The following is a 16,441-nucleotide window of genomic DNA, read 5'->3' on the forward strand; positions in this document are numbered from 1 at the left end:
CTATTAGATATAATAACAATGAAATAAAAGGGAATATGTTACTAATTGGTAACAATATTTTGGGCAAAGACAACAATAACCTGAGTGATAATAGCGTCAACCAGAATACAAACATGCAATATATTGATATTGACAGTGATGTTTCCACTTTTAGTTCAAGTAGTGCCAACCTAAAAATGCCAAGTACTACAGGCTGCTCCAGAATTGCATACGCAGGCTTATATTGGGCAGCTATACTTCAGGTCCCACAAAGCAGAACTGACATCAATAAAATAAAATTAAAATTACCAGGAAATACTGCCTATACTGATATAACAGGTGAACTTATTTATGATGCAGTAGTTTCTCCCATAGCAGCAGGAACAAACGAACCAACAAACACGCCATATGCTTGTTATGCTGACGTAACATCTTTACTATCTGGCTTAACCGATCCTCAAGGGACTTATACTATTGCAAATGTAACTTCCAGTTTAGGATTTAACTCAACGACAGGTTTATCGGCCGGATGGACACTTTTTATAGTTTATGAAGATGATACGGCAACAAAAAAATCAATTACCTCATTTGATGGTTTCAGCAGTATTTATGATGATAAAACCCTATCTATACCTATTTCAAGTTTTATAACACCACCTTCTGGAACTATAAACATATTATATGCTTTTGCTAGCTTGGAAGGAGATAAAGGAGAGGTTGGAAGTAAAACCGAAATCAATGGTAAAGCAATCACCAATTCTCAAAGAGCTTCCAATAGATTTTTCAATAGTAATATTACAGAGGCAAATGGCTATTTTACAGATAGAGTCCCTAATAATAGTAATTCATTAGGTTACGATACAGGAATAGAGAGTGTTTTAGGAGCACAGAATTCCGTTATTAATTATAATGCCACTAGTGCAACAATTACCGTTCAGGTAGCTAAAGGCCAAGCCAATCCTGTATTTTCCTTTTTTAATGCTTTTGGCGTAGATGTCATAGCCCCTGAAATTAAACTCTCTAAAATAGTTGAAGATATCAATGGAAATGATATTGGAAATACCAATGTCTCATTAGGAGATAATTTATATTATGAAATAGCTTTCCAAAACATTGGAAATGACAATGTCAAGAATTTTACGCTAAAAGATGTCCTTCCTACCAATGTAATATTTAATTACCCCGCGGATATTACTTCCTTACCAACAGGAGTAACCCATAGCTATAACTCCACTACAAGAACATTACAATTTTCTATCCCAAATACCTTAGTAGAAGTTGGTGATGTAAGCCAAACCATCCGTTTACATGTACAATTAGTCAGCGATTATAATCAATTAAGTACTGCCTGCTCTAATGAGATTAAAAATCAGGCTTTTGCTACTTATCAAGGCGTTATCAACACAAAAGTAATTCAGGATGAGGGTAGTTTTTCTACAACCACTTGTAATTTTGGTACACCCCAATCCACCAATTTTTTAGTAAATATTGATGGTCATACATTTACCAAAAGTTCCGTATTGTGTGGTGCCAGCGCAACATTATCTGCTGCAGACGGATATACTTCTTATTCCTGGTCCACAAGCCCGACAGGAACTCCGGTTGTAGGCACAAATCAAACCTATACCGCAACAAGTACAGGAACCTATTACGTTACTTCTACATCCAGTTGTAGAACCATTAAAGAAGAAATAACAGTAATCCCTTTTGGAAACACTATTACTAATCCTGTAATTCCTTATGCAGATGAAGTAGTTACCTGTCAAAATAATGGAAAACCATTACCTAATATCTTTCTTTGTGGAGCTAATGCAACACGACTTATCCAAACCAATATTTCAGATGCTTCCTCCATTGAATGGGAAAAATTAAACGAAAGCAGTTGTGCAGCACAAACGATTGCTAATTGTGCCAATGAAAATGCAGCCTGTCAATGGAATGTTTTAAGTACAGGATCTAATTATACGGTCAATACAGCAGGACAATATAGAGTGACACTAAGATACGCTGGTGGATGTTTTAGCCGATTCTATTTCAATGTATACCAAAATCTATTAAATCCTACCTATACCACCAAAGATATTGTTTGTACAACAAATGGAAAAATAACCATTGGAGGAGTACCTGCAGGATATGAATACAGTCTGGATGGAGTAACTTACCTACCATCTAATGTTTTTACAATTACAACCGCTGGTTCTTATACCGTTTACATCAAACAAGTAGGTGTAACTACAAATCCTTGTATCTTTTCAGTTCCTAATATCCTTATTAGAAAAAGAAATTTCTCAGTAGCTACCATTGTTACACAACCGCTTTGTAACGGAGACAAAGGTTCTATAAAAATAGCTGCTAATGATGCTGATCCGCAATATTATTACAGCATTTATCAGGGAGCTACATTAGTCAACAGTGTTGGCCCTATAACTGCCAGTGATTATGAATTCTCGGGCTTGAATCCAGCTACCTATACTGTCCGGGTTTGGACTGATGATGGTTGTGATTATTCTGCAAATATTCAAATAACAAATCCTCCTCTGCTTACGGCAACATCAGCTCTTACCAAACCATTGACCTGTACAGATGGAGAAATCACAGTGTATCCTTCGGGAGGTACTCCTCCATATGCCTATTATGTAAATGGGAGCACTAGTTCTCAAAGTATTCCACAAATTGTGGTGACCAATCCATTACCATCAGGAGGAATATACAATATACAAGTTGTTGATAGCAAAAACTGTAGTACTACAACTTCAATAACCGTTGCTGCCATACCGGCTCCAGTTTATACCGTTACCAAAACAGATATCTTATGTTATAACAATACAACAGGAGAAATCAAGTTTAACGTTACCAATGCCAATGGATACACTTTAACATATAGTATTGACAATGGAGTTACTTATGTAGCAAATCCAACTTTTTCTAATCTTGGTATAGGAACCTACAATGCTATTATTAAATATTCCTTAGCAGGGACAAATTGTTTAAGTACTCCACAAATAATAACAATTAACCAACCTACTGCAATTACGGGCACTGCAAAACTAACAACTCCTTATAGCTGTTCAAGTACCGCAACAATAGAAGCTCAGGGAGTTTCAGGCGGTACTCCCGGATATACCTATAGTATTGATGGCATAAACTTTCAGCCGGGAACTACTTTATCAGGATTAACAAATGGAACTTATAGCATTACTGTCAAAGATAGTAATGGCTGTACTTTTATTACTAATACAGTCACCATCACACCATTAAATCCCCCAGCGGATTTGACATTCAGCGCCACAGCTCTAACTTGTCCTACCAATAAATCAAATGTTAGCATCACTACCACAGGAACAAACACCCCTTATACTTATACCATTATACCATCTCTTCCTGCCGGTGCAATAGTAACCGCAACGGGAATCAACAATTTATCTCCAGGCACCTATACTTTTCAGGTAACGGATGCTAAGAACTGCACCTATCAGGAAGATTATACTATAGCACCATTAGCTCCAATAAATGTGGTAGGAACTATTGTAAATAATGTTCGATGTTTAGGCTCAGCAACAGGATCCTTAAACTTCGCTGTCTCAGGAACAACGAACTATTCATACACCATTAATGGAGGAACTCCTGTTACGACTCAAACAGCATCCCTAATTAATTTAAGTAATCTTGTTGCAGGAACTTACACTATAATAATTACTGATAATAATACAAATTGTACCGCTACATCTACAGTTACAATTGCAGCACCAACAGCAGCATTATCAGTTACAACAACGGTTTCTCCTCTAAAATGTAATTCTAACGGGCAGCTGACGGTAAATGCAGCTGGTGGCTGGGGAAGTTACAATTATACCCTTACACAACCTGATGCAACAACTGTAGGGCCTCAATCCAGTGCTGTTTTTACTAATCTATCCCAAGCAGGAACTTACTCAATAAGTGTAACAGATGCAAATAATTGTACTGTAACAAATACTTTTACCTTAATCGCTCCTGTTCAGCCAACAGCAAGTATAGCAGTAACTTCTGATTTTTGTTATGACGGAACTAATGGAGCTTCTTTAATAGCTACAGCTTTAGGAGGAGTGACTCCTTATGAATATAATATCAATGGCGGAGCTTGGCAATCGAGTAATACATTTTCTAATCTCACTCCCAATACCTATACCATAACTGTAAGAGATGCCTACGGATGTCTGGTAACTCTACCGGCACAAACTATTGCACCACAACTTGCGGTAAATGCTGTATTGACCAAAGAATTAGATTGTACCTCCTCTCCAAACGCTGTAATCACAGGGGCAGTAACTGGCGGTTACACCCCATTTACATATCAGGTAAAAATTAACGGTGGAAGTTATAGTGCTGCCACTACAGTATCAGGAAGTACTTTTACCTATCCTACTTCAACGGCAGGAACCTATCAATTTCAAATTACTGATGCTAAAGGCTGTACTGCCGAATCTGGAATAATTACAATTAATCCAATTGTTTATCCATCCGCAACAACAACAATTACCAATGTAAGTTGTAATAGTCTGAGTGATGGGAGCGTTACTATAATACCAAGTTTAGGACTTGCTCCTTATAACTATAGCTTTAATGGAAGTCCTTTTTCATCAGCCACAACTTATAGCAGCTTGGCAGCAGGAACCTATTCCTATATAGTCAAAGACAGTAAAGATTGTCTCTATAATGGTTCAGTTACCATTACACAACCTACAGCATTGACAACCACGGCAACTGCAACTGCCTTTAGCTGTAGTACTACCAATACCAAACAAAGCGCAACTATTACGATAGCTACTCCTGTTACAGGAACAGCTCCTTATCAATACAGTTTTAATGGTAGTGGATATAATGCAACCAATACCTTAACCGTTAATGACAATGGAACAGATCAAACGATTCCTTATTCTGTTAGAGATGCGAACGGTTGTACTGCAGGAAACTCCATTACCCTGTCAAAATTAAACCCGCCTACTGCTGGTACTATAACCAATTCAGCCGTTACCTGTAATTCAACAACGAGTACGGTTACGGTAACACCTACAGCAGGAACAGGAGTTGGTACACTGACTTATGAAATTACTTTTCCAGCCTCAGCTGCAACTCCAAATACAACAGGTATTTTCAATGGTTTAATTCCTGACACTTACACTTTTAAAGTTACGGATGCCAATGGATGCTATTATACTCAATCCATCACTGTATCAGCTGTAAACCCTATAGCTATTGCAGGAAACAAAACCAGCGATGTATTATGTAAAGGGGATAGTTCAGGTAGCATTCAATATACTGTTTCTGGATTTTCCGGAACCTATAGTTATGTTTTTAATGGTCAGGCAGCAGTAACAGGACAAACTAGTAACTCAATTGTCAAAAACGGACTTGCAACTGGAACCTATCTAATAACAGTTACAGACAATACCACGGGTTGTACCGCAAATACTTCGGTAACAATCACAGAACCTTCAACTGTATTAGCATTAACTGCTACCGCAACAAATGTGAATTGTAACAATGATAACTCACAAATCACAGGAACTCCTTCAGGAGGAACAGCAAATTACACCTATGCGGCTGTAATTTCAGGTGCTACTGCCCCAACAACTTATAGCAGCAGTAACATTATAACCGTTGACACCAATTCAGCAACCAATTTAATTTGGGATGTGTATGTAAAAGATGCCAATGGTTGTATAGCAACCAGCACATTAACTATAATCAATGATGCTTTACCTACAATTAATGCACCTGCGATACAATGTTATGTTGGATCACCAATAAACATTAGCATTACAGGAACATCTGTGGGAGTGCCAACTTACAGCATCGGTAGTGGATATCAATCCAGTCCAAATTTTACAATCAATGCTGCAGGAACTTATACTTTAAACCTTAAAGATGCCAGCGGATGTGTAGCGACAACAACTTATACCGTTTATCCTCAATTGACTGTTTTGCCGGCGATTACAAAAGAATTAGACTGTACAGCATCACCGGCTGCTACTATTACAGTTACAGCTGCAGGAGGAAAAAACCCCTATTCATACGCAGTTTCCACAGATGGAGGCAGCACTTATGCCCCAATGGGAACTAATGTCTACTCGACTTTAGTGGCTGGAACTTTCCAATTTAGAGTTACCGATGCCAACAACTGTATCACTACCACCACGACAACCATAAATCCTTTAACTCCGATAACGGCCACCACTACCAATGTTAATCCATCTTGTAATGGTGCTTCGGACGGGTCAGTACAAATAATTCCATCAGGCGGAGTAGCTCCTTATACTTATAGCAACGATGGAATTACGTATGTTCCGAGTTCATTATTCTCAGGATTAGGTGGTGGAAACTATACTTTTTACATCAAAGACAGTAAAGGATGTTTTATTACTAAGACTGTAACTTTAACCGATCCTGTAACTTTAGCAGCAACAGCATCAGTAACTCCATTTACATGTAGTGTTTCTAATACCAAACAAGCCGCAACAATAACAGTGACTGCAACATCAGGTACAGGAACAGCACCATACCAATACAGTTTGAATGGAAGCGGATATAGTGCTGTAAATACATTAACATTGAATGATAATGGATTAGACCAGCCTTATACTTATAGCGTAAGAGATTCTAAAGGTTGCATTGTATCAGGCGGCGGTACCTTATTAAAATTAAATCCACCAACGGATTTGAGTTTTACGGCTGCACCAATAACGTGTACTGCGACCACAACAACCGTTACGGCAACGGCTACAAATGGAGTGGGAACTTTGACTTACGAAATTACTTTTCCTCTAGCTTCTGCAACTTTAAATACATCAGGTGTTTTTGCGGGATTATCTCCGGGAACTTACATCTTTAAAGTTACGGATGCCAATGGATGCTATTATACGGAATCACATATTGTAAATCCAGTTACGCCAATTGCGGTTATAGGAAGTAAACTGAGTGATGTTTTGTGTAAAGGTGATAGTTCAGGTAGTATTCAATATACTGTTTCTGGATTTTCTGGCACCTATAGCTATGTTTTTAATAGTCAAGCAGCAGTAACAGCACAAACCAGTAACTCAATTGTCAAAAACGGACTTGCAACTGGAACTTATCTAATTACTGTTACAGACAATACCACGGGTTGTACCGCAAATACTTCGGTAACAATCACAGAACCTACTACTGCCTTAACGTTTACTGCCACTCCCACAAATGTGAATTGTAACGATGATAATTCACAAATCACGGTAACTGCTTTAGGAGGAACAGCAAATTATACCTATGCGGCTGTAATTTCAGGTGCTACCGCTCCAACAATTTATAGTAACAGTAATGTAATAATTGTTGACACTAATTCAGGAGCAAACCTATCATGGGATGTGTATGTGAAAGATGCCAATGGTTGTGTTACCAATAATACCCTTTCACCAACAATAATAACATTGGATCCAATGCCAACGGTTAGTACGCCAGCTTTGGCTTCAAACCAATGTAGTGTTTCAATAGGTTTTACTTTTACGGCAACAGGGACAGGAATAACTCCATTAAGTTATAGTATAAATGGTGGTGTTTCTTACCAAAGTAGTCCTGTATTTACTGTAAATGTTCCTGGTAGTTATGCAGTTACTGTAAAAGATGGTAATGGTTGTACAGCTACTAGTCTAACACCAACTATAGTTTCCTCTCCGATAACAACAAATGCTATTTTAACAAAGGATTTAACCTGTTCATCCCCAACTAACGCAACTATTGATGTGACTACCAATGGCGGAAAATTACCATATTCATATAAAGTTAAAATTGGAGCTGGAAGTTATGGTTCTTCAATAGCATTTGCAGGAACCATTTTTACATATACAGCTTCTACGGCAGATACTTATCAATTTGAAATAACAGATGCTAACGGTTGTACTAAGGAAACAAATATTACTACCACTACGGCAGTTTTACCTACTGCATCTTATACAGCTGTTAATCCCACTTGTAATGGTAACTCAGACGGATCTATAAAGTTAACTGCTTTAACAGGAGAAGGTCCATTTACCTATAGTATTAATGGTGGAGTTTCTTTTGTTACTACTAATGTATTCGGAGGTCTTGTTGCTGGAAGTTATTCTTATATTGTTAGAGATAATAAGGGTTGTGATGCATCCGGAACAATAACCTTAAATAATCCGGTTCTTATAGTACCAAATATTGTGATGTATCCAATAGTTTGTAACGCAAATACCCCAGGAAGTTTTGATGTTTCGGTTACTTCAGGTGGTGTTGCACCATTCACATATAATTTATATGATAGTTCGTATAATTTATTAGATACTTATTCAGAAACAGGAGCTTCGCCAACAACAGTTCATAATTTTGGAGGACTAACTTTTGGAGATTACTATATTACCATTGTAGATGCAAATGGATGTCAGTTTAGCAGTAGCAAACAGCGTATTACCACACCACCTTTTTTAACATTAGATGCCGTTACATTAGGAGGTGATTGTATCGTTGGAGCTACGGTTGATTTAACGGTTGTAACAGGTGGAGTCGCTCCATACAAATATTCAATTTTTGGACAACCATTGACTGAATCTGCACCAACTGCTGCTACTACTTATACTTTTAATGGGCTATTACACGGAACTTCTTATTTTTTCCAAGTAAAAGATAATAACAATTGTATATCAGTTTTAGAAGTTCCTATTCCGACTATATCTTCTATTGGAGTTGTAATTGACAATAAATCCAATGTGACTTGTAATGGAGTAAATAATGGAATTATTAATTATACTGTAAGTGGTTTTGATACATCGGTAACAACTATAGAATATGAATTATTGAATCCGCTGACAAATTCACCAATTAGTCCGGCAATAAATGGTACAGTTACTGGTGTAGCAGGTGGTCCGATATCAGGGAGTATTTCTGGTTTAAAACAAGGTGATTATTTATTAAAAGTAAAAGAATCTACCGGGACTCTTTGTTCTGCTTTAATTCCTTTTAACATCACCCAACCTATACAACCGCTCAATGCTATAATTTCTAATGAAACAAATGCTAATTGTAACACAGGTGCTCAAATTACCGTTTCTGCAACTGGAGGAACAGGACCTTATCAATATGCTTTCGTTCAGGATGGTGCGCCACAAGCCGGAGCATACAACAATAGCAATTTAGGAGTTTTAAATCCTTTTCCATTGCCTTTGAAATTAGATTGGGATATTTGGGTTAAAGATGCCAATGGTTGTGAATTCAAAATAGATAAAACAATTACAGTAGATCCGTCTCCAACAATTAACACAGTGGGTTTACAATGTTTTACGGGATCAGGATTGTCAATAACACTAACAGGAACTTATGTTGGCACACCAACATACAGTATCGGAGGAGCTTACCAAGCGAGTCCATCATTTACAATCAATTCGCCTGGAACGTACAATGTAAGTATTAAAGACAATAATGGTTGTATAGCTACAACTACATATGACGTCAAACCGCAACTGTTATTACAAGCAGATTTGATACAAGATTTAACTTGCTCAGTAGATGCCAGTATTACTTTAACTCCAAGTGGAGGAACAGGAACTTATACAAATTATGAAGTTTCATTCAATGCTGGAGGATTTACACCAGCAATTTCATCATTTATCACCAACACAGCAGGTAGTTATATTTTTAGAGTAACCGATAGTCAAGGTTGTCAAGCAATTTCTAATGAAATTATTGTTACACCAAATACTACTCCAACAGCTACATTTACACAAACCAATGTAAGTTGTAATGGAGGTTCAGATGGTAGTATTGTGATTAATGCGGCAAATGGGATTGCACCATATCAATACAGTATTGACAATGGAGCAACTTACCAACCGTCAAATGTATTCACAGGATTGAATGCTGCAGGAACGTATACAATTATTGTAAAAGACAGTAAAAGTTGTACTTCAGCAGCAAGTCCATTAGCAATAACAGAACCAACCATTGTTGGAGGCACAGCGGTATTGACCCAAGGATTAACTTGCGGCGCAGGTAATGCTACTCAAGCTGCTCTTGTTACTGTAACAGGAAGCGGAGGTACAGGATCTTATACCTATAGTTTTAATGGCGGACTTAATTATTCTTCATCAAACACCTATTCGACAAATACCACTGGAGTCGTGACAGCTTATATTAAAGATACCAATGGTTGTATTAGTGCTGTTCTGGCAACAGCGAATGTTCCTGCATTGAATCCTCCAACAGATTTAAATATTAGTGGAACGCCTGTTTATTGTGCGCCAGTTGCTAATCAAACAAGTACTGTTACACTGACTACAACAAATGGAGTGGGTACATTGAGTTATGCAATAATATCTCCGGCAAGTGCAACTACAAATGTTACGGGAGCTTCAAGCGGAATCTTTACAGGATTATTACCAGACACCTATTTATTCCAGGCAACAGATGCCAATGGTTGTACTTATCAAGAATCATATACTGTTAATCCGGTAACGAATATCACCGTTTCAGGTCAATTGATTAGTGATGTGACTTGTAATCCAGGATCTAATGGACAAGTATTGTTTACTCTTGGGAACTTTGCAGGAATGTACAGTTATTCATTAGATGGAGGAACAACAGTTATTACCGGGCAAACAAATCCAACGATAACCCTTTCCGGATTAACGACAGGAACTCAAACCATTATTGTTACTGATGAAACAACAGGATGTACAGCCACAACTTCTGTTGCAGTTACACAACCTGCACCATTGGCTTTAGTGGCAAACCCATTTATTAATGCCAATTGTAATTTTGGTGCACAAGTCAGTGTGACCGCTTCCGGTGGAGTTGCGCCTTATAGTTATTCCTATGTAATAAGCGGTGCTTCTGCAGGAACTTATTCTACTTCGGCTTCGGCAGTTTTAGACCCGGCTATAGCAACCTCTTGGGATGTCTATGTGAAAGATGCCAATGGCTGTATAATTACAGCACCATTAGCAATTACCATAACAAAAGATCCTCTGCCAATTATTGTTATGCCTGCATCACAATGTTTTGTTGGAACTCCGTTAACCATTGATCTTTCAAATGGTCAAACAGTAGCTGTAGGTCCGGCAACCTATACTATTAACGGTTCAAACCAAACGAGTCCAATTTATACCATTAATGCTCCGGGGACTTACAAATTGAGTATTGTGGATGCCAATGGTTGTAGCTCCAATGTGTTAGATTATATTGTACAGCCGCAATTATCATTGAATGCTGCTTTGACAAAAGAACTAGATTGCACAATTAGTCCTGATGCTATTGTAACACTTACTGCTGGTGGAGGTACAGCACCTTATACTCTATATGAATATTCTACAAATGCTGGAACGAGTTATACTGCTATGGGTAGTAATGTACTAACAATATCAACCGCTGGCACTTATATTTTTAGAGTAACAGACACTCAAGGTTGTCAGGCTATTTCTTCTGAAGTAACGATAACTCCAAAAACTACTCCAACATTTACTTTTACTCAAACTAATGTAAGTTGTAATGGCGGTTCGGATGGTAGTATTGTGATTACTGCGGCAAATGGGATTGCACCATATCAATACAGTATTGACAATGGAGCAAATTACCAACCGTCAAATGTATTCACAGGATTGAATGCTGCAGGAACGTATACAATTATTGTAAAAGACAATAAAAGTTGTACTTCAGCAACAAGTCCATTAGCAATAACAGAACCAACCATTGTTGGAGGCACAGCGTTATTGACCCAAGGATTAACTTGCGGCGCAGGAAATGCTACTCAAGCTGCTCTCGTTACGGTAACAGGAAGCGGAGGTACAGGATCTTATACCTATAGTTTTAATGGTGGACTTAATTATTCTTTATCAAACACCTATTCGACAAATACCGCTGGAGTCGTGACAGCTTATATTAAAGATGCCAATGGTTGTATTAGTGCTGTTCCGGCAACAGCGAATGTTCAGGCATTGAATCCTCCAACAGATTTGAATTTTGTTTCAACGACAGTAACTTGTCTGGCTTTGACAAGCGATGTTACTTTAACTACTACAAACGGAGTGGGTACATTGAGTTATGCAATAATATCCCCGGCAACTGCAACATCAAATGTTACGGGAGCTTCAAGCGGAATCTTTACAGGATTATTACCAGACACCTATTTATTCCAGGTAACGGACGCCAATTTCTGTACTTACAAAAAATCATACACTGTTAATCCGGTAAATAATATTACGGTTGCTGGTTTGGTTACTAGCGATGTAAAATGTTTTGGCGATGCAAATGGTACTGCCGAATTTACAGTTGCTAATTCTACTGGATCATACACATCTGCATTGATTACTGGTTCGGCTGCAACTATTACACAAACGGCAAACAAAGTAACAATTACCGGTTTAATCGCCGGAAATTACACATTAGAAGTAACCGATAGCACTACGGGTTGTACCGCACAAAATACAATTACAATAAACCAGCCTACAAATGCTTTATCAGCTACTTATACTACAGTAAATGCCAATTGTAATCTTGGTGCCCAGGTAAAGATAACAGCATCTGGCGGCACACCTAATTATCGCTATGCCGTTCTACAAGATGGAGCTACACCAATTGCAGCTGATTATTCAAACAATAATAATATAGTACTTAATCCTGCTATCAATACACTATGGGATGCCTATGTTTTAGACGCTAATAATTGCGTTACTAAAACAGATGTTACAATTGCAACTGATCCTGCACCAACAATTACTCTTCCTGCATTGGCCTCTGACCAATGTACCTCAGCAGGTGCATCGTATACATTTACGGCTACAGGAACAGGAGTTGCACCTTTAAGTTATTCTATAGGCACAGGATATCAGTCCAGCAATATCTTTACTGTGACGGCAGCAGGCACTTATACTGTTACTGTGAAAGATGCCAATGGTTGTACAGCAAGTAATCCTATCACCATCTACCCTGCTTTGAATTTAACCGCAGCTATTACAAGCTTGCCAAGCTGTGCCAATAATGATGGTGTTATTACCGTTGCAGCAACAGGCGGATCGGGTTCATACAATTATGGAATTAGTCCAAGTTTAGGGATTACACAAACAGCTAATGTATTTTCGAATATACCTTCGGGAACCTATACCATTACTATGACTGATTTAATAACTAACTGTAACAAAAATGTTTCAGTGATATTAAGTCCTGCAACACCGGTAACATTTGATCCGGCGACAGTAACAAATGTGTCTTGTAAGGGAGGAAATAACGGAACCATTACTGTAAATCTGGCATCAACCAATGATAATCCAATTTATAGCTATGCTATTACAGCTCCTGTATCAGTTGCCCCACAAGCCTCAAATGTGTTTACAAATTTAGCGGCAGGGAACTATACTGTAGAAGTAACCTCGGGCAGAAATTGTAAAGCGACACAGAATATATCAGTTACAGAACCCACAGCGGTATTAACGGCTACGGCAACAGCAAGTCCTTTTAGCTGCGCTTTGAATAATTCGGTGAATGCCTCAACAGTAACCATTACCGGAGCTGGTGGAACACCAACTTATACTTACAGTATCGATGGAACAAATTATTTCACTTCCAACTCTTTTGCCGTAATTGACACCGGTGCCATACAAACCATAACTGTTTATGTAAAAGATGCTAATGGTTGTACCGCAAACAATACCGTTACCATAAATCCGTTGCCGAAATTAATAAGTACAGTAGTGAATCAAACAAAAGCGATTACATGTACAAATGATGAATTAGTTTCTATTTCGGTTACAGGTGGATCCGGAAACTTTAGTTATCAATTACTGCCAGCTGGCACACCACAGCCTTCAAACAGTTTCAGTTTAACTGCTCCTGGCACTTATTATTTCCAAGTGAATGATGTAACAACAGGCTGTTATATTACGACACTTCCATATACTATTGCTCCTTTCAATACAATTAAAGTAGTGGCAACGGCTACTACAGCTGTAACTTGTTTTGGGGATAGCAATGGTGCACTAGCAATTAATGTAACAGGATATACAGGTCCTTACAATTATAATATAAAAAACAATCTGGGCGTTACGGTGAGCAGCGGTTTTGGAAACACAGCTTTAAACCCACAAACAATCAACGGATTGGCAGCAGCTAATTACACCGTAGAAGTAACCGAAACTACAAATCCATTTTGTATAAGTACATCCAATACAGTTACTATTTTTTCTCCTAGTACTGCTCTTAATCTAGTAGCCTCTGAAACCTCAAATGTAACTTGTACTAATGACAAGGGAACTATTTCGGCTATTGCAACTGGCGGCTGGGGTTCTTATCAATATGAATTAACCGGAACAAAAAATGTCTCCTATTCTTCTAATGGAACTTTTACAAATTTAACAGTGGGAACTTATACAATAAACGCTAAAGATTTGAATGGCTGCGTAGTTTCTCGCACTGTTACCCTGACTATCCCAAATCCAATTAATGCAACGGTAACTCCAAATACTACTGTTTTATCTTGTTTTGGGGATAAAAATGCAACCATAACGACAACTAATGTAACCGGCGGTCAGGGAAGTAATTATTCCTATATCCTGAATATGATTTCTCCTACTGTAAGTTCATCAGGACCGCAACTTGCTCCAACATTTAGTGGCTTAGGAGCGGGAACTTATACCATAACGGTAAAAGACGGTTACAATTGCAGTTTTACTTCTGCTAACATCGTTATTGTAGAACCTACTATTGTAAAAACGAATTTAATAGTGGCTTCAACCCAGACATGTTTGAACCAAACACAACTGACATTAACAGCCAGTGGAGGAACAGCACCTTATACTTATAGCGCCGATAATGTAACTTACACCCCAGCACCATTTGCTTCATCAGTAAGCTTCCCGGTAGTAGCAGGAACCTATAGTTACTATGTAAAAGATGTTAATGGTTGTATTGCTACAATTTCGAATAACATTAAAATTGACCCTCTTCCTGCTTTAGTGATTAATTTAGATAAAACTAATGCATTTATCAATTGTAAGGGAGATAATTCAGGAGATATAGCCGCAACTGCCCAAGGAGGACTTGGCAATTATATTTACAGTTTATTAGACGGTGCAGGACTTCCTATAGCCCCTTCTCCAACCCAATTAAGCCCTGGGAATTTTACAGGTTTATTTGCGGGCAATTATATGGTAAAAGTAACTAGTGGAGACTGTACAACAACATCGGCTGTTATTAACATTACTGAACCAACCGCACCATTAGCCGCACCATATACCACTAAAAATGTAAACTGCAATGGTGCAAAAAATGGGGAAATTATAATTAATGCTTCTGGTGGAACAGGAACAATTCAGTATGCTATTTCACCAAACTTGAATCAATTCTACAATACAAACACTTTTACTAATCTTGCTCCTGGAAATTATGATGTAATCGTTCAAGATGTATTGGGATGTTACATCAAAATTAATTTTGACATCACTGAACCCAACTTATTAACAGCTAGTACGACTCCTAATTCTATAATTCCGGAAATTTGTGCTGGAGATAAAGATGGGGCATTTAGCATTGATATTGCAGGTGGTACTGCTCCTTATAGCGTGAGTTTAGATAATCTTAACGGTACTTATACAACCGGTACCTTGTCTCAAACAGAATTTGATTTTACAGGACTAACAGGTGGAAATCATGTGGTTTATATTCGTGATGCGGCAGGCTGTACAACAGATTGGTCAGTTCCTTTGCCTCAATCAGTAAACATGAGTCCGGTTGCTGCTGTAAGTTACGATTGTGTGAACAATGCCGCTTCTAATTTGATTAAAATCACAGTAGATGCCAGTATCACTAATCCGGCAGATGTTGATTATTCTTTGGATGGAGGAACTTATCAAGCCAGCAATATCTTTACAAATATTCCGGCTGGAACACATTATGTTACAACCAGACATACTAACGGATGTGAACAAAGAACTTCAGATTTTAATATTGTACAAGTTGACCCATTAACTTTGGTATTAAACGACGGCGGATTAAATGAAATTGTGGCAACTGCTGCTGGCGGTGGCGGTAACTACCAATACACTCTTAATGGAGAATCCTATGGTAACACCAGCAATTTCATTATATACAAATCTGGCGATTATACCGTTACCGTTACTGATGCTAATGGATGTGTGGCATCGGCAACCAGACACTTTGAATATATTGATGTGTGTATTCCAAATCACTTTACACCAAACGGGGACGGAATTGAAGACGGATGGGCTCCTGGATGTACTATAAATTATACTAATCTGACCTTCGATATTTTTGACAGATACGGACGAAAAGTAGCAACCTATCGTCTTGGGCAATATTGGGATGGTAAGTATGATGGAAAAGAACTTCCTAGCGGTGATTATTGGTATGTTTTAAAACTGAATGATGTAAAAGATCCTAGAGAGTTTGTTGGTCATTTCACCCTTTACAGATAAATTAATTAACG

At 38.1% G+C, this 16,441-nt stretch carries 1 protein-coding gene; it reads left to right on the forward strand.

The genetic code is table 11. From position 1 onward, the window contains the following. Nucleotides 1-35: 35 nt before the first annotated feature. Nucleotides 36-16,430, forward strand: a complete 16,395-nt coding sequence (locus EOD40_RS01930) for a T9SS type B sorting domain-containing protein (protein ID WP_164905437.1) — start codon at nt 36-38, stop codon at nt 16,428-16,430. The last annotated feature ends 11 nt before the right edge of the window (nt 16,431-16,441 follow it).

This window comes from Flavobacterium sufflavum, from assembly GCF_004016525.1.
Lineage (GTDB): Bacteria > Bacteroidota > Bacteroidia > Flavobacteriales > Flavobacteriaceae > Flavobacterium > Flavobacterium sufflavum.

What these genes read in the sequence shown, in the direction of transcription:
- EOD40_RS01930 (WP_164905437.1), top strand. Translation starts at nt 36, where the DNA reads ATGTTACTAATTGGTAACAATATTTTGGGCAAAGACAACAATAACCTG.